Genomic DNA, 22,081 nt, shown 5'->3' with positions numbered 1-22,081 from the left:
ATAACGGCTCAGCGGTAAAAGTTATTCCAGCCTTAACGGAATTTTTTTTCTACTGAGCCGTTAAATGTTGTATCAAAAATTATAGGTTGCAAGAAATTTTATGAAACAGTGTCTTATCTTGGGTATTATCATGTTAAACATGATGCAGCAGGGGCTTGGCCAGGTAATACCCACAGATCCGCTACCAAGCGTATTGCCACAGGTTACTGAACCTTTGAAACGCACAACAGAGCAATTACAGCAGAGGGCGTTACAACAACAGTTATCAGAGAAGCTGGCTGAAAAAGCTAACTTAGCTGATCCTTTAACCATACTACCTCAAACCTTAGAAGTGCTTAGCAACACTGGGCAACTGCGCTGGCGCGAAGTTGAAGTGGAACAGGGATTTCGTGCTATAGAGCGAGAGTGGCTGCTATTAGTCAGTGTTGGCGAGTGGCAGCAGTTAGTTTCAGATTGGCCTGTGCTGCCAAGCATGGTTCAATCCGAAGATAAACTAGCGTCTCTTGGTTTGTCATTGATTAAAATAAAAGTGCCAGTAGAACTTGATTCAGCCAGTGCATTACAAACCAAGTTAACTGCCCAATTGGCCATCTTTGCGGGCAGGAACCATCTTTATCAACCGCAAGTATCGATGATGTCGGAGCTGGGAGCATCAACCATAAATACTGCGCCTATGTGCCAGTGGCCCGTGACATTAGGTATGATAGATACGGCTATTGCGCTGGATCATCCGGCATTGCAACAGCAGACAGGGCATTTAACGATTCTGCAGCGTAACTTTTTACCCGAAGATGTGGCGCAAAGCTTGGCTCATGGTACTGCTATTGCAGGTGTTTTGGCTGGTCAGCATCAGGTTGCGCCTTTGTTACCGCAGCTAAATTTATTTAGTGCCAGTGCTTTTTACCCAAGTAATCTTTATCAGCAATCTGCGACCCTTTCTCATATTATTCTGGCGCTGGATTGGCTCGCAGGCCAAGAGGTGAAGATTATTAATATGAGTCTAACCGGGCCAGATAATCCGGTGTTAGCGGCAATAGTGCAGCAATTAGCACTTAAGCAGATAATACTGGTCGCCGCGGCGGGAAATGGTGGCCCTGCCGCGTCGCCATTATTCCCAGCAGCATACAACGATGTGCTGGCTGTGACTGCGGTAGATGAGCAATTGCAGCTGTATCGTTGGGCTAATCAGGGTGACTATATAGATTTTGCAGCACATGGGGTGAAAGTTGCTGCATTGAGAGCAGATGGAGAGGTTGCTCTGCAAAGTGGTACCTCGATTGCAACGCCAGTGGTAACTGCTGCGGCCGCCTGTCTGCGGGCGCAACAACCTGAATTAACGTTGGCAGAGCTGCGCCTGGCTTTGATAGCGCAAGCCCGCGATTTGGGCAAGCAAGGTAAGGATCAGCAGTTTGGATATGGATTAATCACGTCGCCGCTAAAATTCGAATTGGAGTAGCAAGGCGGTGCGCGTTTCACGGTAATCCGCCCTGTCTAAGGTGGAACTGAAATCGCCATGCTCCATTTTACCGATTATTGCAAACTGAGGGTTTAAATTAAGTTGCCAACTGGCGTCAATAACAGTATGAGTATCAGAGCGTTGTGTAGTTTGATAGTCTCGCTGACTTACCTTTGCACCGACTTGAAGTTGTTGCGCAAATTGCCAACGCGTAAAGCGGTTGGATAGTTTAACTCTTAAACCTGGTGCCCGGTAACTGAAAGTAGGATCCTGAGTGCTTTCGTCTTCCCATACTAATCCCATAGAGAGAAAACGCATACCGGATCCAGAGAACCAAAACGCATCAGTGCTAGCGCTGAACGTGTTGGCATCGCGCTCATGGATGGAGGCAAAGGTTTTTTCCGCAAAAGTGAGTGCGGGTCTGATAAACCAGGTATCGCCGCAGTGTAACAGGCTGTATAAGCTGGCTTGATTAAGTCTGAGAAAATCTACTTTGTTTAACTGGGCATTGGCGTGATAGAAATTAGCACCAATTGTATGCTTACCCAGCATATAACTACCGTCAAGATAAGCTAACTGTAGACGGGTATTAAAATCATTGGCCTGTCGATAGTTCTTATCCAGGATGCTATAACCGGCATCAAGCCTAAGTTGGGGGGTTGCTTGCCAGCTCGTTGTTAACTCAGCTTCAAGTAACATCGCACTGTCTGACTGGCCACTTGCTTGTTCTATTGCGTTAATATTCACATTTGACTGGTATTCACTGCCAATTCTGGCTTTGCCAGTAAAGGCGATTTTGTCACTACCAATGCTTTGCCCGCTGCTAAATGCAGCCATCAATACTGAGGTTGTTAGCAAAACGCGTTGAAAGATAGCCATCTTATTTCTCCTGAATAAACATAAGCGCCGCATAGACGGCGCTTAGTAAGGCTTATAGAGCGGTGGATAAATTGATCGTGTTGCGCACAGTATTAGTGACTTGGGCGTTTACGGCTTGAGTCACGTTTTGCGAAATTGCAGCATTAGTGTTTTGCTGTACCGTTTGACTAGCACTACTCATCACTTGTTGTGGTAGAGCATTGACGGTATTAGAGCTTAAAGCGGCGGAGAGTTGGTTGCTGGTTGCTGCACTCGCTGACATTAGGTTATTTGCTGTACTGCTGCTAACCACACTAGCAAGCTCAGTATTGCTGGCAACCACTGCCAAGGGTGCTGTAGTTGTTTGGTTGTTAGCTGACACCAAGGTATGGTCAGTGATGACAGCGATAGTGGCAAGTAACGATGAATCGTTATTGCCCAGGTTGCTGACGAGCTCAATAGCTGCTGAGCCAGTGCCACTAAGATTACTGCCTAATGCGCTTTCAGGCATGTTCGCGGCTAGGGTATCAGTGGTTGCCTCATTTTCAGCTGTATTTTCTGTTTCCAGGTTATTTTCATTTGTAGTTTCAGTTGCAACTATCCTTGCTGCGGGATTTGCTGTTGTCGCCTGTGCTTGTTGATTACTGCCTGCGGTTGCCCGAGTTTGAGCTTGTTGAGTACTGCCGGCTGTTGCCCCAGCTTGAGCGTGTTGACTGATACTTAACTGAGTGCTGCCGGTATTATTTGCTGAAACGACTATGTCAGCTGCAGTACTAAAAGCAGAGAAACATGCTAAGGCAATTAATGTTGGGGTAAGTAATTTATTCATGATCGTCTCCTCGTTTTGTCGTGATTGACATAGCGATAACGATGCAGCTCGGTATTTTATTCCCAGAAGCAGAATATCTTTTAAAAAATTAATAATTGTTTGCTATAACCTTAATTCGCCTTTGCCCCTTAGTCCTTGTATAATATGCGCCCTTGTTCCACTCAGGTGCTTAATTTATGTCCACTGTTGCTACTGCTGTCTCCCGCAAATCTGCTCCTGTAGCGCGGATGGCGCCTGAACGCGATTTATTTTCCTATCCCAAATATTGGGCGGAGTGCTATGGCACGGCACCGTTTTTACCGATGTCACGTAAAGAAATGGATCAACTTGGTTGGGACAGTTGTGATGTGATTTTGGTGGTGGGTGATGCCTATGTTGATCACCCCAGCTTTGGCATGGCGGTAGTGGGGCGCATGTTAGAAGCCCAGGGCTATCGGGTAGGGCTTATTTGCCAGCCAGATTGGCACAGTAAAGATGACTTTATGCGCTTGGGTAAGCCCAATTTATTTTTTGGTGTGTCGGCCGGTAATATGGATTCGATGATTAACCGCTATACCGCCGATAAAAAGCTACGACATGATGATGCCTATACCGCCGGCGATATTGGCGGTAAACGGCCGGACCGCGCGGTAACGGTGTATACCCAGCGCTGTAAAGAAGCCTTTAAAGATGTGCCGGTGATTATCGGTGGTATTGAAGCAAGTTTGCGCCGCATTGCCCACTATGATTATTGGTCAGAAAAAGTGCGCCGTTCAGTCATTTTCGATGCCAAGGCGGATATTTTAATTTACGGTAACGCTGAGCGGCCATTAATCGAAGTTGCCTATCGGATTGCCAGCGGTGTGCCGGTAAGTGAAATTCAGGATGTGCGCGGCACGGCGGTGATTCGTAAAGAAGCCTTACCCGGCTGGCGCGGCGTTGACTCTACTGCGTTGGATAAAATTGGTAAAATCGATCCTATTCCCAACCCCTATGGCGCCGATGATGTGGGCTGTAGTAGCTACTCAGAATTTGCCAAAGCCGGTATCGATTTATCCAAACCTGCCGAAGTGGAAGCCAAACCCATATTGGTGCAACCGGCCCGGCAAAAACCCTGGGAGCAAACTTACGTTAAGTTACCGGCTTTTGAGCAGGTAAGTGTCAATAAGCCCTTATATGCGCATGCTTCACGCATTTTGCATCAGGAAACTAACCCGGGTTGTGCCCGTGCCATTATGCAGCGCCATGGCGATCGGCATATTTGGGTGAATCCGCCGGCTTTTCCGCTCAGTACTGAAGAGATGGATCTGGTGTTTGGCTTGCCGTATCAGCGGGTGCCGCATCCGGTGTATGGCAAAGAAAAAATTCCTGCCTATGAGATGATTAAAACCTCGGTCAATATTATGCGCGGTTGCTTTGGTGGCTGTTCGTTCTGCTCTATTACCGAGCATGAAGGGCGGATTATTCAAAGCCGCTCGAAAGAATCCATTATGCGCGAGATCAAGGATATTCGCGACAAGGTACCGGGTTTTACCGGCGTAATATCCGATCTGGGTGGTCCTACGGCCAATATGTACCGCTTAAACTGTAAAAATCCGAAAGCCGAGCAAACCTGTCGCAGGCCATCTTGTGTGTATCCAACAATTTGTGAGCATATGGATACCGATCAAAGCCCGACAGTAGAGCTGTATCGTGAGGCACGTAATTTACCTGGTATCAAAAAAGTGCTGGTGGCTTCGGGTGTGCGCTACGATTTGGCGGTAGAAGATCCTAATTATGTCCGTGAGCTGGTGCAGCATCATGTTGGCGGCTATTTAAAAATCGCGCCTGAGCATACCGAACACGGCCCCTTGTCGAAAATGATGAAGCCGGGGATGGGGGCTTACGATAAGTTTAAAGAAATGTTCGACCGTTTTAGTAAAGAAGCGGGCAAAGAGCAGTACCTGATCCCGTATTTTATTGCGTCGCATCCGGGTACCACAGATTTGGATATGGTCAATTTAGCCCTATGGTTAAAGGCGCGTGATTTTAGGTTAGATCAGGTACAGAACTTTTACCCAAGCCCGATGGCCAATGCCACTACCATTTATCATACCGAAATGAACTCGCTGAAAAATATCAATAAAGCGAATACAGAAGTGGTGGCGGTACCCAAAGGCGAGCGGCAGCGGCGTTTGCATAAAGCCATTTTGCGTTATCACGATCCAAAAGGCTGGCCGATGATCCGCGAAGCCTTAATAAAGTTAAAAATGCCACACCTTATCGGCCGGGGTAAGGATTGCTTGGTTCCGCCAGAAAGCAAAGACGAATTGCAGCAAAAGCCGCAGCGCGGCGGCAAACCGGCTTTAACCCGCCATACGGGGTTAAACCCTGCGGCGAAAGCCACGAAGCCTTATAGCAAGGGTAAACCCGCTACTAAGCCTGCAAAAGCTGAGGCCGGTAAGAATCAACCTGCTAATACCAAAGCGACCGGCAAAGGCAAAACCGCTAAGCCACGCTAACCGCAAGCCAAGTTATCCACACAACTCCGGTACCGGTCAGAGGTCATACCGGTACCGGAGTTGTGTGGATAAGTTTAGGTGAAGTAGTTCATCAGTTGTTAATGTTTTACCGCTATACTTTTGCTAGTCTGCCCTCATTTCGCTTCGCATAAACAAGGAAAGCTTATGTCTGCTCCGTCTTTTCTCTCGCGTGTTTTTGGTCAATTTAGCTGGTCGGCACCTGCCTGGCTTGCTGCGCTTGGGCACTATGCCAGGGCTAAACCCGTTGCATTTATGGTTCGAGCCGGCGTGGTGTTACTGCTAATAGTGGCGAGCGTCTGGGCAGTGCAGTACTACCGACAGCTACCCGTAGAACCCAAAGTTTATGCGGAGCTTACCCCGCCAGTGCTTGGGGAATATCGCGATGGTAAGGAGCAGCCGACGCCGTTAACCTTGCGTTTTTATTATCAACAAGATGGCGCGCCAGAAGTAGGCAGCCAGCCCACACCTCGCATGCTACCTGAACCAGAGCCTATTTTACCTGTTCCGCCAAGATCAGCATTAAGTGCCGCTCAGCTGGCTTTAGTAGGAGAAAAACTGCCGGTAGGTGATACGATAAAACCGGCTGTTGCAGGCTTTTGGCAATGGTTAGACGATAATACGCTGCAATTTATCCCAGAAAGTGCCTGGCCCGCCGGGCAACACTATCAGGTAAATTTACCAAAAGACTGGTTTGCTGAGCGGTTACCTTTGGCGGGGCGTAGCTGGCAATTTAGCAGTGCTGAATTAACGGCACAGCTACAAGAATTGCGTTTTTATCAGGATCCTGAGCAGTTGTCGGTACGAAAAGTATTGGCGACGCTGGCCTTTAGTCATGCGGTTACCGAGCAAAGCGTGCGCGCTGCCATAGCGCTGCGTTTACCCGAGACGGGCGCCCGTGCCGGCGCAGCAGCTAAGCCACTGTCTTACACCTTACAAGCAGCTGAGCACGACAGACTTTGGTATTTGCAAACTGAGGCCATTACTTTACCTGAGCAAGAGCAGTTTTTAACGCTGCATTTGGCTGCTGGCGTAACCGCCGCTATGGGTACAGGCAAAACGTTGACTGCGCAAGAGCAACAACTGCGTATTCCTGATGGCGCTTCGGTGTTGCAAGTAGGCGCAGCGCAAATTCAACTGGTGAGAAATAGCCAGGAAGAGCCTGAACAAGTGCTGCAGTTAAGCCTGACTGAGCGGGTACGTTATGCCGATTTAGCAGAGCATCTCACCCTGTATTTACTGCCGCAAAAAGCCAATAAGCGCAGTTGGAGCACCGCTGAACTGACCGCTGCCAATTTACAGCAAGCAGAACGGCTGACCTACCAGTTACAACCGGGCGCCTTTGCCCATGAGCAAGATTTTGCAGTAAAACTGGATTTACCCGTAGGCCGGCAATTGGCGGTGGTGGTTACTGCCGGTTTACCGGGGCTGGATCAGTACCAGCTGACTAAGCTTTTTCAAAGCGTACTCACCTTGCCAGAGTACCCAAAAGAAGCGCGGATCAGTGGTGCTGGCGCTGTGTTATTGCTATCCGGTGAACAAAAGCTGCAATTGATTAGCCGTGGCGTACCACAAATAAAAGTGCGGCTGGCTAAAGTATTACCGCAACATCTGAACCACTTAATTAGCCAAAGTGGCGGCGATATCAGTAATCCGTTTTTCTACAATTATAGCTTTGGCCCGGAAAACCTGGCCGATATTACCGAGCAGTTGCTAAGCGCCAATACCAGCAAACCGCAGCAAAACCAATTTTTAAGCCTAGATTTAAAACCGCATTTTGCACGTGCAGGTATGGGCGTGTATTTTATTGAACTGTATCAACATAATCCCGAGCATCCAGATTGGCGTGGTGAAGTATTAGATAAACGCCTGGTAATGGTGACCGATCTTGGCTTAATGGTAAAACATCAGAACGATAGCAGTCAGCGGGTGTTTGTGATGTCGCTGCTAAGTGGCGAGCCGGTAGCGGGCGCAGAGGTACAGCTACTGGGTCGTAATGGCATGCCAATACTGCGTGCCACAACCGATACACAGGGGCAGGCGCAACTTGGCGTAACCCAGGGCTTCCAGGGCGCACAGCAACCCGTGGTGTATTTGGTCCGCTATAACCAAAATGGCCAGACTGATAGCACCTTTATTCCCTATGATCGTTATAGCCGACAGTTAGACTTTTCCCGTTTTGCGGTAGATGGCGAGTATCAATCCTCGCAGCCTGATCAGCTAAAAGCCTTTTTATTTAGTGATCGCGGCATTTATCGACCCGGCGAGCAAGTACGCTTAGCCAGTATCATTCGCCGCAGTGATTTAGATCCGGTTAAGGCAGCAAACCTGTCTTTACAACTAAGCGTCAATGGTCCGCGCGGTAATACGGTGCAGCAACAAAAATTCACCTTAACGCCGCGTGGCTTACAAACCTTTAGTCTGAACACTGCGCAGTATAGCGATACCGGCCAGTATTGGGCGGCGGTGCAGCTGTTGGATGCGCAAGGCCGTACCCGGCAGCATTTAGGGGATGTGAGTTTTACGGTTGAGGAGTTTTTACCCGATACCCTGAAAATTAGCAGTAGGTTCAACCAACAAGCGGCAGGTTGGCTCACACCAGATGATTTAGCTCTGAATGTCCAATTAGACAACTTATTTGGCAGTGCTGCCCAGCAGCGTCGCGTAACAGCGCGCTACGAATTAATCCCCAGTGCCTTTCGCTTTGAGCAATATCCTGACTATCGCTTTGGGTTAAAAAATGATGATAGTTTGGTACGGCAGCGCGATAGCGTACCAGAGCAACAAACTGACAGTGCAGGGCAGGTGAGTTTTACTTTGCCGTTACAACGTTTTAGTGGCGGGCAATGGCGCCTACAGCTGTATGTTGATGGCTTTGATGGTGCCGGCGGTCGTGCGGTGCAACATGGCAGCGCGGCCTTACTTGCTGCCAGCCCTTTGTTGATTGGAGTTAAGGCCGATGGCGAGCTGGGCTTTTTACAGCAAGCACAGCGCCGACACGTCCATTTTATTGCTATTGATCAGCAACTGGCATTGCAAGCGCAAAGTGCACTCACCCTTAAGCTGATCCAAAAAACACCGCTGTCCAGCTTAGTTAAGCAAGCCGACGGCAGCTTGCAGTATCAAACCGTGCTGCAGCAAAAAACCTTAAGCGAACAGGCTTTTGCCATACCCGAGCAGGGGGTTAGCTACACCCTTAATACCACCGAGCCGGGTGAATATCAGCTGCAGCTGCTTAATGCGGCCGGTGAGCTGCTGAGTCAAACCGATTATACCGTAGTAGGCACCGCCAATTTAACCGCAAAACTGGAGCAAAATGCCCAGTTACAGTTAACGCTGAGCAAAACCGATTATCAGGTAGGTGAATGGCTGGAATTTAGCGTTACCGCACCTTACACCGGTACCGGCTTAGTGACCATTGAGACCGATAAAGTGGAAGCCTTTAGCTGGTTTAAGGCCGATAGCAGCCATAGCGTACAACGTATTCAGGTGCCGCCGGGCTTGCAGGGCAATGCCTATTTAAATGTCAGTTTTGTGCGCGCAGCCGGGGCGCCAGAGTTATTGCTAAGCCCACTGAGTTATGCGGTACAGCCGTTTAATATTGCCCGCTCTGCCCGAGCGTTAAACCTGAGCTTAACCGCGCCTGAGTTGGTGCGTCCTGGCAAAGATTTTTCAATTAAGCTTAGCAGCAACCAGCCTGCTGATGTACTGCTGTATGGTGTTGATCTCGGTATCTTGCAGGTCGCTGACTATGAATTGCCGGATCCGCTGGGCTTCTTTTTACAAAAACGCGCACTGCAGGTACGCAGTATGCAAATGTTGGATTTAGTTTTGCCAGAATTTAGCGCTTTGCAGCGGCTACGGGCCGGTATTGGCGGCGATCGTCAGCGGATGATGGTGGCTGGCGCTATGCTGGATGCCAATCTAAATCCGTTTGCCAGACGCGTTGATCAGCCTGGGGTATTCTGGCTAGGGGTGGTGCAAACTAACAGCGAAGGTACAGTACATCAAGCGCGCTTGCCCGAGACTTTTACGGGTGCCGTGAAATTGATGGCGGTGGCGGTATCAGAGCAAGCTCTGGGCGCAACCAGTCAGGATGTACGGGTGCGTGGTCCCTTTGTATTACAGCCCGATGTGCTGACTGCCGTCGCGCCAGAGGATGAATTTGACGTCAGCCTGTCGGTCACCAATATGTTGCCCGGTTCGGGGAATGCCCTGGGATTAACGGTAAGTACAAAGGTGAGTGAAGGTTTAAGCTTAATGTCGGCCGCCAGCCAACAGATCACCTTAGCAGAAGGCAGTGAACAAGCATTACGGATGCGTGTAAAAGCCGGCACTGTGCCAGGTGAAGCCAGTATTAGCTTTACCGTGACCACAGCAGATGGCAGTGAAAGTGCTAAGCGCGAGCTCAGTTTAAGCATTCGTCCGGCGCAGCCTTATCTGCGACAGCTTACCTTTGGTTACAGCCCGAGTGGTCAGCAACGCCTTACTGCCACGCCGTTATTACCGGTATTGGCTGAGCGGCAGTTAACGGCAGGCAGCAGCCCGTTATTGTTGGTGGACAGATTAAGCCATTATCTGGATACCTATCCGCATGGTTGTACCGAGCAGATGGTCAGTCAGGTCTTTCCGTGGATCCCGCTGGTGCAGCAGCCGCATTTTCAGGCACAGTGGCCGCTGTTAAATGAAAAATTTGCCAAGGTGTTGCAGGCTTTATCTGAGCGGCAACAAAGCGATGGCGGGTTTGCCTTTTGGCCGGGGCAGGCCGAGAGTGCCGATTTCCCCTCGGTGTATGTGATCCAGTTTTTAATTGAAGCCGAGCAGCAAGGTTTTGCGGTGCCGCATTATTTGTTGGATCGCGCCCTTAACTATTTACGTGGTCTAAGCCGGCTCAACGGCGCCAACTTGTATCAAGCCAGGCTGCGGGCACAGGCGATTTATTTGCTAAGTGTTAAAGGCGAACAGGTAAGTAATGCCTTAACCAGCTTACATGAGCGGCTGGAGCAGCAACACCAGAGCCGTTGGCAATCAGACAGTACTGCGGTCTACATGGCAGCCAGTTATCAGTTATTACAACAACCGGCTTTGGCAGAAAGTTTAATCAGAAACTATCGGCCGGGTCAGGTGTCGCAATTAGAACGCGATTATAAGCCTGTCAGCCTGCAAGTGCAGCCTTTTGCCAGCAGCCAGTTCCAGTCGCAGTTTAATTTAGATAGCCAGTATCTGTACTTGCTGGCGCGGCATTTTCCCGAGCGGGCCAAGCAGCTTAGCAGCGCGCAAATTCTGGCGCAGCTAGAGCCGCTGTTTGCTGGAGCGTATCATACGCAAGCTGCATCCTACAGTATCCTGGCCTTATCGGCCTACGCCAAGGTAACAGCAGAACCGGGCAAAGCCTTACCGCAGTTATTGGCCGACGGTCAGGCGTTGGCGCTAATCGCTAATCTGCCGTATGCCACCGCCCGCAGTAGTGATGAAATCAAGCAATTGGCAGTAAAGGCCGATTACCCGCTGTTTTATGCGTTATCGGAACAAGGCTATGCCGCCGCGTTACCCACTCAGCCTATAGCGGATGGACTGGAGTTGGTGCGGGATTATTTAGATGTCGAAGGCAATAAAGTGACCACTATTAACCAAGGGCAGCTACTAACAGTACGGCTTAGGATCCGTAGTTTAGGTAAAGAGACGATACCAAACGTCGTCGTCACTGACTTACTGCCAGCGGGCTTTGAGGTGGTACGCAGCTCTGTACCGCGGCAAAGTAACCGCTGGCGGGCTGATTATCTGGATATTCGTGAAGATCGTTTAGTTTGGTACGGTAGCTTTGCACCGCAAATGACGGAGCTGAGTTATCAGGTACGGGTCAGCGCGGCAGGCGAGTTTGCGGTGCCGGTTGCGGCGGCTGAGGCCATGTATGATAGCCGCATTAGGGCGCAAACCGCGGCAGGCAAGCTTAGCGTTGGCGCCTATCAGGCGCCGGCAGCGGCCAGTCAGCCCTAACTCAGCGCAGAACGATGCGTCAGGGAATAAAGCAACAACGTAAGCTGCGCGGTGTGCTGCTCGCGCTCTTTATGCTGTGTTTGGCCTTGTGGCTTGGCGGGTTGGTCTTGCCCTGGTTAACACCCAAGCCAGATCTTTATCGACATTATGCGGGGAGCCAGGCATTTTTTGCCAGGGAAGGTGAGTTATTGGCACTGCGGCCGGCAGCTGATGAGCGTTATCGCTTACGTTTGGCGCTGACCGATATGGCACCGGTAGTACAACAAGCTACAATACTGTATGAAGATCGGCGCTTTTACCAGCATTTTGGCCTGGATATCACTGCATTTTGCCGCGCATTTTGGCAAGGCGTGGTGAAAGGCGGTCGACGCCAGGGCGCGTCGACCATTAGTATGCAATTGGCGCGTATGCACTATGGGTTAAATAGTCAAAGCCTTGCCGGCAAGCTGCAGCAAATTATGCTGGCGTTTTATTTAGAACGGCATTTAACCAAGGCCGAGATTTTAGAGGGCTACTTAAATTATGCGCCCTATGGTGCCAATATCGAAAGTGTCGGTGCGGCCAGCCTGATCTATTTTGGCAAGCCAGCGGCTGAATTAAGTACCGCCGAAGCCCTGGCGCTCGCAGTGATCCCGCAAAATCCGCTGCAGCGCAATCCTGAGCGTCAGAACGGACAACAGCAACTGCAGCAGGCGCGTTTAAGGTTATTGCAAGCCTGGCAACAAACTTATCCCACCAGCTCGACCGAGCAGCAGTTATTAGCCTTACCGCTGAGCTTTGAGAGCCGTCGCGACTTACCCTTTGTCGCCCCGCATTTTGTGCAAGCGCTGGCGCGGCAGCAGCCCAGTGGGCCGATACATAGCAGTTTAGATTGGCATTTACAGCAGCAAGTGACCCAACAACTTAAGGCTTACTTGCGCCAGCAACAACGCTTGGGCATCAACAATGCCAGTGTGCTAGTGGTACACCGACCTAGCATGCAAATTAAAGCTTATCTTGGCTCGGCTGATTTTTTTAATAGCGCTATTGCCGGTCAGGTAGATGGCACAGCGGCGCTTCGCTCTCCGGGATCAGCATTAAAGCCTTTTATATTTGCCTTAGCCCTGCAGCAGGGGGTTATTCATCCGAAAAGTTTGCTGAAAGATTTACCGCAGCGTTTTGGACTCTTTAGCCCGGAGAATTTTGATAGGCGTTTTCGTGGGCCCATTACCGCTACTGAGGCACTGGTACAAAGCCGCAATGTTCCGGCGGTCACCCTACAAGCGCAGCTGCAGCAACCTGATTTTTACCAATGGCTAGCGGCTAACCAGGTGCCATTGCCACAAGCCGCCGATTATTACGGCTTAGCTTTGGCGCTGGGGGGGATGGAGATATCGATGCAGCAGTTAGTCAAACTGTATGCGATGTTAGGTAACCAAGGGCATTACCAACCGCTGCAGTGGCTGGCGCAAAGCGCTAACGCTGCGCCACAGCAAGCAAAACATCACAAGACAATTAACACCAGAAAGGATGCCGAACTTAACGTTGCATTTAACAGCAAACTGCCAGTTAGCAGCCAAGAAGATGTTGAGTGGCGGGGGCTCTTACCCGAAGCCGCTTTTTTAACGTTAAAGATGTTAGCGACACAGCCTGCACTGCAAAATGAACGCCTTACGGCGCTGACGACAACACCTCAAGTTGCCTGGAAAACCGGCACCTCTTATGCCTATAGGGATGCCTGGACGCTGGGGCTTTATGGCGATTATGTGCTGGCGGTGTGGCTGGGTAATTTTGATGGCAGCAGTAACCCGAATTTAATTGGCCGTAATGTAGCGGCCCCGTTGTTTTTTTCGTTATTACCGCTGTTAGGTGAGCAGCAGCACGCCAACCAACGGCTGTTTGCGCAAAGCGAGCAGCTTAATTTACGTGAAGTGGCGCTGTGTCGGCAAAGCTACCAGTTGCCTAATCAGTTTTGCCCAGAAATGGAGTCTGGCTGGGTTATTCCTGGTGTATCGCCCGTTGCAGTCTCGGATTTGCATCGGCCGGTACCGGTATATCGGCAAAGTGGTTTACGGGCATGCCAGCATCAACCACCGCTCACTGAGCTTGCGGTGTTTGAGTTTTGGCCCTCTGATATCGCTGCGCTGTATCAGCAAGCGGGTATTCGTTTACGCCAACCCCCTGCTTTTGCGGAAGATTGCCAGCAGCTTAGCCAAACCCAGGTACAGCCGCCGCAAATCGTTTCACCGCAGCCGCATTTAACTTACTTACCGCAAGCAGATCAGCCGTTAGCCTTACAAGCCCGCTTTGATGGTGCGGCCAAGCAAGGTTATTGGTTTGCCGATCAGCGCTTTTTAGGGACTGTTAAGCCCGGCGAGACCTTATTCTGGCCAGCAACAACAGGCCGTTATCAGTTAAGGGTGCAGGATGATTTAGGCAATGTCAGTGAAATTACGCTGAATGTGCAATAAAATTGGGCAGAATGTCATGAAGCTGCAGGCAAAAAGCAGTAAACTTAACGGCTTAATGATATTGCCGCACTTTTGAAAGAACGGCCTAACGCGTGAGATAACATCCGCATGAGAATTTTTGCTCTTCTACTCACTGTATCACTGTCGGTATTACTGGCGGCTTGTAGCAAAGCCCCTGTGACCGCAGGTGCTAAAACGGCGGTTAAAAACCAGCATAGCCTGGTGATTATTTCTATTGATGGCCTGCGCCATGATTATCTTGATTTACACCAGGCACCAATGCTGTCTGAGTTGGCTGCTGCTGGCGTGCATGTAAAGCAGTTACAGCCGGTGTTCCCCAGCAAGACCTTTCCCAATCACTATTCGTTAGTGACGGGGCTGCACCCGGAGAAGCATGGTATTGTCGATAATTCGATGTACGATCCTATTTATCAGCGGCAATTTGCGATGAGTATGCAGCAAGAAGTGGCCGATGGTTTCTGGTGGGGAGGGGAACCTATTTGGATCACCGCTGAGTTACAGGGCGTGACCGCAGCGACCTATTTCTTCCCGGGATCAGAGGCCGAAATTAAAGGCAAAAGACCAAGCTACTGGTTCCCTTACAAGCATGATACGCCGCTTAGAGAGCGCACCGAGCAAGTGTTAGCCTGGTTGGCGATGCCAGCAGCTGAGCGCCCACGAGTAATTACCTTATATTTTAGTGATGTTGATAGTGCCGGACATAGCTATGGGCCAGCGTCAAGCGAAGTGCGCGAAGCGCTGGTAGCCGTGGATGCGGAAATCGCGTATTTAGTCAATACCTTGCGTACTCGCGGGCAATTTGAACAGGTCAACCTAATCATTAGTTCTGATCATGGTATGGCAGAAGTTGATCAGCGTAAATATATGATTGCTGATGAATTATTTGATAGCAGCCTAGCACGGAGTGTACGTTTTTCGCGGGAAATTGTTAGCATTTTTCCAAAAGAAGGCGAAGAGGAAAAGATCTATCAGCAAATTGCCGAGCGGTATAATCCAGAGCACATGCGTTTATATCGCAAAGCGGAATTACCGGCGCGCTTTTATCATCAACAACATGCCCGCATTGCGCCCATTATTATGCTGGCCGAACAGCCCTGGATCTTTGTGCGTAAAAGCTTATTACCGGGTTTAAAGGCCGATCCCTCTTTTTTACGGGCGCGCGGCAGCCATGGCTATGATAATACCGAGCTGGAGATGCAGGGCATGCTCATTGCTTTTGGTCCGGCTTTTCAGCGTGCTGCGGTAATACCAAAACTGAGTATGGTGGACATGTACAATGTGATGGCGGCAGCAGTAGGGCTAACCCCGGCTGAAAATGATGGTGACAAGGCGGCATTACCCTTGCTGCTGGCGCAGGATTAAACGGCATGCAGTGTGGTCATTTTGCTGCCGGGCGTTGTCAGTCGTGCCAATGGCTGGCTACACCTTATCAAACGCAATTAGCGCTAAAACAGCAGCAACTCACCGCTTTATTAGCGCCCTTACAACCTTTTGAGTGTTTACCTGCGGTAGCCAGTGCTGAGCAGCAGTTTCGCTATAAAGCAAAAATGGTGGTGCTGGGCAGTAGCGAGACACCGCTGTTAGGTATTGTTAACTCGCAGGGAGAAGCTTTAGATTTAGCCGATTGTCCGCTATACCCCGCTAGCTTTGCGCCAGTATTTAGTGCGCTAAAAGACTTTATTCGGCTGGCGAAGCTGCAGCCTTATCAAATCACCGAGCGCCGCGGTGAGCTGAAATTTATTCTGCTTAGCCTAAGCCAGCACAGTGGCCGTTTTATGCTGCGCTTTGTACTACGTTCAAAAAATCATCTTGCAGTTATTCAGAAATTTCTGCCACAGTTGTTAAGCCAAGTCCCCGAGCTGGAGGTAGTAAGCATTAATTTGCAGCCGCAGCATGCGGCCTTGTTAGAAGGTGCGGAAGAAATTGTTTTAACCCCGCAAACGCTATTGCGCGAGCAGCTTAATCAGGTACCGCTGTATTTAACGCCGCAAAGCTTTTTTCAAACCAACCCAAGGGTCGCTGCTGCTCTGTATCGCACGGCAGCTGAGTGGGCGATAGCGTTGGCGCAACAAGGCGAGCAATTGTCCCAACTTTGGGATCTATTTTGCGGGGTAGGAGGCTTTGGTTTACATCTGGCCAGCGCTTTGCAGCAACAGACGCTGCAAGCGCCTAGCTTGGTGGGGATTGAAATTGCGGCGGCGGCTATTGCCAGTGCTACGCAATCCGCTGCCGAGCTGGGGTTAAGCAAAGTCAGCTTTCAGGCACTGGACTCTGCTGCCTTTGCTTATGCAGCGGCACAGGCGCCCGATTTATTGGTGGTGAATCCTCCCAGACGAGGCTTAGGCACTGCCTTATGTCAGGATATCAGCCGCTTACAACCACGCTGGTTAATCTATTCCAGCTGTAATGCGCAAAGCCTGGCGGCTGATTTACAGCAACTAAAGGGTTATCAACTAATTAAAGTTCAACTCTTTGATTTATTTGCACATAGTAGCCATTCTGAAGTGCTGACTTTACTAAAGCGGCAGTAATACTGCGCGAAAACCTTGCATCTGCCAGTAAGATAAATATACTGTATATATGAACAGTATTTTGGTGTGTAGGTACGATGCAAGGGTTACTGGAACAACTTAGCCGCCGCCAGTTAATCTGGCAAGGTTCAGCGGTAAGGCAAAATATAGCGGGTTGGCCTTCTGGTTATCCGGAGTTTGATCAGGCGCTGGGCGGCTGGCCGGCGCAGGGGCTGGTTGCCCTGCAAAGTTTGCCGGCCATTGGTGAGCTGCGGTTAGTGTTACCCTTGCTGGGGCTTTTGCAGCAACAAGGTTTGCTGTGTCTGATTAATCCTCCACAACAGCTACAGGCTGAACCCTTGCTGGCAGCCGGCTTACAGCTCCATAAAATATTATTATTGTCGCAACTGACAGGGGCTGATGGCCTTTGGGCGGCCGAGCAGGTATTGCGCAGTGGCTTATTTAAAGCCGTATTGCTATGGCAGCCGTGTTTGTCGCAGGTTGCCGGCAGGCGTTTGCAATTAGCCGCCGAGCAACAGCAGGCGTTATTGATCCAATTTAGTACCGAAACGCCCACCTTGTCTTTACCTTTAGCGCTGGCATTAAGTTTGTCGCCTACCGCTCAAGGGTTACAGCTTAGGGTATTAAAGCGGCGTGCTAGCTGGGCAGGGTTGGAATTTACGCTTAACATGCAGGCGGCCTGGCCAGCCCTTTATCCGCAACAAAACCCAGTGCAGTTTACTTTGGCAGCAGTAGGCTAAGCGATGCTGTGGCTTTATTTACACTTTCCTTCTTTGTTGTTAGATAACCTAAGTGCCGCAGCACCAGCTGTACCTATGGCACTGGCTGAGCCACGGCGGCATCAGTTGCTAGCGGTAAATGCCGAGGCGGCACAAGCTGGAGTGAGTGTTGGTCAGAGTGTAGCGACAGCGGTATTACTGTGCCCTAAATTACAGCTGTTCCCTCCGGATGAGCGCCGGCAGCAACAATTATTACAGCAGCTCTGTGTGCGGCTTTATCAATACACCGGCGATATTGCCCTGCAGCCGCCCGATGGCCTTTGCATCCGGGCCGGCACTATGCTGCAGTTATATTCGGGGTTTGCGGCCTATTGGCAACAATTACAACAACTTCTACAGGTGCAACAATGCCGGGTGATAGCGGCCTGCGCCAGTACACCTGTTAGTGCCCGTTTGTTAGCCCGCGCTGGCCGGCAGTGCTTAACGCTGGATCCAGAGCAAAGACTTAAGGCCTTACAGCAAACTGAACTGAGCTATAGCGATTTAAGTACCGAGGTGCAGCAACAGCTCGCCAGATTAGGGATCCGGCACATAGGGCAATTACAAGTGCTGGCTCCTGCGGAGTTAGCGCGGCGTTTTCCGCACGAGGTCGTGGGCTATTTACAGCAATTAGCGGGCGATAGCCCTAGGCCATTGCAGTTTTACCGGCCGGCCAGCCAATTTCAGCATTATCTGTTACTACAGTATGAAATCAGTCAAACGGAGATTTTACTGCGCCCGGTAAGCCCTTTGCTTAAGCAGTTGCAACAATTTTTACAACAGCGTAATCAGCTCTGTCGCTGCCTGATACTAACCCTGTATTTTCGTCAGCAAGCGCCACGGCAGATCCGGGTACAAGCCATGGGAGGGGAAGTGCAGGCGGCACGTTGGCAAAGTTTGTTAAGCTTGCAATTAGAACAGGTTAAGTTGCCAGAGCCGGTGTATGCCCTGGAGTTACAAGCATTACAGTTAAGCGCAGCAGTGGCGCAGAACAGTACGCTACTTGATGATAAACAATCCGGCATAGAAAAAAACACCACATTGAGTAAAGTGCAGTTACTAAGTTTACTGGCGGCAAAACTAGGTCAACAGGTTTTGCACAGCCCGGCTTATGTCAGCTGCCATTGGCCAGAGCAAAGCCTGCAGCGGCAAGCCCCCTTGCCAGAAAAAGAGCATAACAGTACAGCGGCTTCGCTGATGGCAGACAAGCCTTATGCTATCAGACCCAGTTTACAATTGGCCGAACCGGTTAACCTGACTGAACCTATTCAGTTACTGAGCGCGCCAGAGCGACTGGAGAGCCTATGCTGGCAAAGTGGCGTACTACGCCAGCGTGACTACTATGTTGCGCGTAATAGGCAAGGACAGCAACTTTGGGTATTTAAAACGCCTGCCCAGCAATGGTTTATCCATGGCTGGTTTAGTTAAACTGCCGTTGCGGCGGCAATCATTAATGTGCGGAGTTGGTCATGCCAATGGCCTACGCTGAGCTTTTTTGTCGTTCTAACTTTAGTTTCTTGCAAGGTGCTTCCAGCCCGGAAGAACTGGTAGAGCAAGCGGCGGCCCTGGGATACGAGGCGTTAGCGCTGACCGATGAGTGCTCGGTGGCCGGTATAGTACGGGCTTACCGACAAATTAGGGAGCAGCAGCTAGCGTTAAAGCTAATTGTTGGCAGTTACTTTCAGCTGGATAACCTGCGTCTGGTTTTGCTTTGCCCAAACCGTCAGGCTTATGCAGAGCTTTGCCGTATTATTAGCAATAGCCGGCGGCGAGCCAGTAAGGGGCAGTATCAGTTGGATAGCTGGGATTTGCTGTCGGCCCGCCATTGTCTGGCTTTATGGTTACCGCAGGGCGATGCTGCCAGTGATCAGCAGTGGGGGCCTTGGTTAGCTAAGCATTTTGCCGGGCGTTTATCTCTGGCGGTAGTGCGCCATTTGCGTTATCAGGAAAGCGCTTATCTGACGCAATGTGACGCCTTGGCGGCGCAATTTAATGTAGAACAGGTTGCAGTTGGCGCTGTGCTGATGCATAAACCGGCGCGTCTGGCGTTGCAGCAGGTGCTAACAGCCATCCGGCTAAAACAGCCGGTACAGCAATTGGGACGTCAGCTACTTAGTAATGCCGAAGCCAGCTTGCGTCCCGTTACAAAATTAGCCAGATTGTATAGCGAGACGGCACTGGCAACTACCCTGGTGTTGGCTGCGCGCTGTACCTTTTGCTTAACAGAGCTTAAGTATGAATATCCTGCTGAACTAGTACCTGCCGGACAGACAGCCAGTGGTTATTTACGGGCTTTAGTGGAGCAGGGAGCAGAGCGACGCTTTGCCGATACCGGTATACCCGCTGCAGTACGTTTACTGATTGAAAAAGAGCTAAGTCTGATTACGGAGCTAAAGTACGAGTATTTTTTTCTAACCATTTACGATCTGGTGCAATTTGCGAAAGGCCGGCATATTTTATATCAGGGGCGTGGTTCAGCGGCCAACTCGGTGGTGTGTTATTGCCTGGAAATTACGGCGGTCGATCCGCGGCAAATTAAGGTGCTGTTTGAGCGTTTTTTATCCCGTGAGCGGCGGGAGCCACCGGATATTGACGTTGATTTTGAGCATGAACGGCGCGAAGAAGTTATTCAGTACTTGTATCAAAAATATGGTCGTGAACGCGCGGCTATAGCGGCCACGGTGATCAGTTATCGCTTTAAAAGTGCCCTGCGTGACGTGGGTAAGGCGCTGGGTATTAATGAAGCGCAACTAGACTACTTTATCAATAACGTTAATCGCCGCCACGCTGCCGTTAGCTGGCAGCAGCAGTTAAGCCAGTTGGGACTCGATGCCACTCAGGGCCTGGGGCAACAATTAGTGAGTTTAGTTGAGCAGATTCGGGGTTTTCCGAGGCATTTATCGCAGCATGTTGGCGGCTTTGTGATCTCTGCTGGCCCCTTATATGAGTTAGTGCCGGTGGAAAATGCGGCCATGGCAGAGCGTACGGTGATCCAGTGGGATAAAGATGATCTGGAAACCCTGGGCTTATTAAAGGTGGATGTGCTGGCGCTTGGTATGCTTACAGCGATTCGACGCTGTTTTGCCTTAGTGGCAAAGCACTATCAGCAAGCATTAAGTATTCATAGCATTAACACATTGGGAGACGATGCCAGGGTTTACCAGATGATCCAGCGGGCCGATACGGTGGGGCTGTTTCAGATTGAATCGCGGGCGCAGATGAGTATGCTGCCACGGCTTAGGCCAGAGAAATACTATGATCTGGTGATTCAGATTGCCATAGTGCGGCCAGGGCCGATTCAGGGTGATATGGTGCATCCTTATTTACAGCGTCGTCATGGCTTAGAGGCCGTTTCTTATCCCTCTGCGGCGGTAGCCGGGGTGCTGGAGCGTACTTTGGGGGTACCTATTTTTCAGGAGCAGGTGATTCAACTGGCCATGGTAGCCGCAGGCTTTAGTGGTGGTGAAGCTGATCAATTGCGCCGGGCCATGGCCAGTTGGAAGAAAACCGGCGAACTGTTGCAGTTTAAAGAGAAGCTGATCCAGGGCATGCTAAAAAACGGCTATAGCCAGCAGTATGCCGAGCGTATTTACCAGCAAATTTGTGGTTTTGGTGAATATGGTTTTCCGGAATCGCACTCGGCCAGTTTTGCGGTATTGGCCTATGTGTCGGCCTGGTTAAAGTATTATTATCCTGCCGCGTTTTATACCGCGCTTCTAAACAGTTACCCAATGGGGTTTTATTCGCCGGCACAATTGATCCAGGATGCGAAACGGCATCACATTACGGTATTACCCATTTGTGTTAATCACTCTAACTGGGAGCATGAACTGGCATGCTGCCCACTACCGGCAGCAAATTCACAGCAAACGGCAGAGCACTCGCTAAGTGCTGAATCGCCGCTGGCATTGGCTCAACAAGCAGCTACGCCGTTAACACCGGTAGAGGTAGCAAGCATAGCTGCTGAGCCAACAACCAACTGGGGGATAAGGCTGGGGTTAAGATTGGTCAAAGGCCTAACTGAGCAAGCCGCAAAAGTGTTACAACAACAGCGACCTGCTGGCGGTTTTAGCGGCTTAACACAGTTAAAACAGCTTGGGTTAAGTAAAGCTGACTTAGCGGCGCTGGCCAGTAGTAATGCGCTGCAGGCGTTAAGTGGCGACCGTTATAACAGCCGTTGGCACTTACTTGATCAGCAAGATCAACTGCCACTGTTTGCCGCAAGTAACGAAAATACCCCGGCTTATTTAGCTGCGCCAGATGCCAGAGCTGCTATGTTAGAGGATTATCAGGCAACGGGCTTAAGTCTGACGTTGCACCCGCTAGCCTGGCTTAGGCAACAGCAAAAGCTCCGGGGCTGTGTGGTGGCTAGTCAGCTTGAGCAGGTTCGACATAAAGCCGTGGTGAGTGTGGCAGGGTTGGTTGCCGGACGGCAGAGCCCGGGCACGGCGGCAGGAGTAACCTTTATTACTCTGGAAGATGAAACTGGTAACGTTAATATTATTGTTTGGCAGGGTACGGCACTGGCGCAGCAAAAAGCCTATTTAACTGCAAAGATCCTAAAAGTGAATGGGATTTTAGAGCGGGCCGGCGACGTTACCCATATTATTGCCGGTCGCTTAACCGATTTAACCCCGCTGCTGGCAGATTTAAGCAGCAGCTCGCGGGATTTTCATTAGCGCT

The 22,081-nt window shown here is 50.4% G+C and carries 11 protein-coding genes; 9 read left to right on the top strand and 2 right to left on the bottom strand.

The features are described from left to right. The first annotated feature begins 100 nt into the window (after window positions 1–100). Window positions 101–1,456: a S8 family serine peptidase gene (locus tag IE163_RS08245; protein ID WP_189432125.1), complete on the top strand. Its 1,356-nt coding sequence runs from the start codon at window positions 101–103 to the stop codon at window positions 1,454–1,456. Here IE163_RS08245 and IE163_RS08240 read toward each other — a convergent pair. Next, window positions 1,436–2,335, bottom strand: a complete 900-nt coding sequence (locus tag IE163_RS08240) for an outer membrane beta-barrel protein (RefSeq protein ID WP_189432124.1) — start codon at window positions 2,333–2,335, stop codon at window positions 1,436–1,438. The two genes, IE163_RS08245 and IE163_RS08240, sit on opposite strands and share 21 nt — an antisense overlap. 52 nt (window positions 2,336–2,387) lie before the next feature. Next, complete coding sequence (locus IE163_RS08235) at window positions 2,388–3,143, bottom strand: hypothetical protein (RefSeq protein ID WP_189432122.1); 756 nt, start codon at window positions 3,141–3,143, stop codon at window positions 2,388–2,390. Between the two features lie 227 nt (window positions 3,144–3,370). Here IE163_RS08235 and IE163_RS08230 point away from each other — a divergent pair, with 227 nt between their 5' ends. From IE163_RS08230 to IE163_RS08195, 8 genes are all read left to right on the top strand, one after another. Continuing rightward, complete coding sequence (locus tag IE163_RS08230; RefSeq protein WP_189432401.1) at window positions 3,371–5,623, top strand: YgiQ family radical SAM protein; 2,253 nt, start codon at window positions 3,371–3,373, stop codon at window positions 5,621–5,623. Window positions 5,624–5,788: 165 nt separating this feature from the next. Then, window positions 5,789–11,638: an alpha-2-macroglobulin family protein gene (locus IE163_RS08225; RefSeq protein WP_189432121.1), complete on the top strand. Its 5,850-nt coding sequence runs from the start codon at window positions 5,789–5,791 to the stop codon at window positions 11,636–11,638. Between the two features lie 14 nt (window positions 11,639–11,652). After that, complete coding sequence (gene pbpC / locus IE163_RS08220) at window positions 11,653–14,088, top strand: penicillin-binding protein 1C (RefSeq protein WP_189432119.1); 2,436 nt, start codon at window positions 11,653–11,655, stop codon at window positions 14,086–14,088. Window positions 14,089–14,196: 108 nt separating this feature from the next. After that, complete coding sequence (locus tag IE163_RS08215) at window positions 14,197–15,471, top strand: alkaline phosphatase family protein (protein ID WP_189432117.1); 1,275 nt, start codon at window positions 14,197–14,199, stop codon at window positions 15,469–15,471. A 5-nt stretch (window positions 15,472–15,476) separates the two neighbouring features. After that, the gene (gene rlmC / locus IE163_RS08210; protein WP_189432115.1) at window positions 15,477–16,640 is read left to right on the top strand and encodes a 23S rRNA (uracil(747)-C(5))-methyltransferase RlmC; all 1,164 of its coding nucleotides are present in this window, start codon (window positions 15,477–15,479) and stop codon (window positions 16,638–16,640) included. A gap of 77 nt (window positions 16,641–16,717) precedes the next feature. Beyond that, window positions 16,718–17,380: a SulA-like leucine-rich domain-containing protein gene (locus IE163_RS08205; RefSeq protein WP_189432113.1), complete on the top strand. Its 663-nt coding sequence runs from the start codon at window positions 16,718–16,720 to the stop codon at window positions 17,378–17,380. Between the two features lie 3 nt (window positions 17,381–17,383). Continuing rightward, on the top strand, window positions 17,384–18,826 hold the full coding sequence (locus tag IE163_RS08200) for a Y-family DNA polymerase (RefSeq protein WP_189432110.1): 1,443 nt from the start codon (window positions 17,384–17,386) through the stop codon (window positions 18,824–18,826). Window positions 18,827–18,867: 41 nt separating this feature from the next. Beyond that, complete coding sequence (locus tag IE163_RS08195) at window positions 18,868–22,077, top strand: error-prone DNA polymerase (protein ID WP_444541871.1); 3,210 nt, start codon at window positions 18,868–18,870, stop codon at window positions 22,075–22,077. The last annotated feature ends 4 nt before the right edge of the window (window positions 22,078–22,081 follow it).

The sequence above is a fragment of the Alishewanella longhuensis genome (assembly GCF_014653435.1).
In the GTDB taxonomy this organism is placed as follows: Bacteria; Pseudomonadota; Gammaproteobacteria; order Enterobacterales; family Alteromonadaceae; genus Alishewanella; species Alishewanella longhuensis.
This window is presented reverse-complemented; position numbering and strand designations above follow the sequence as displayed.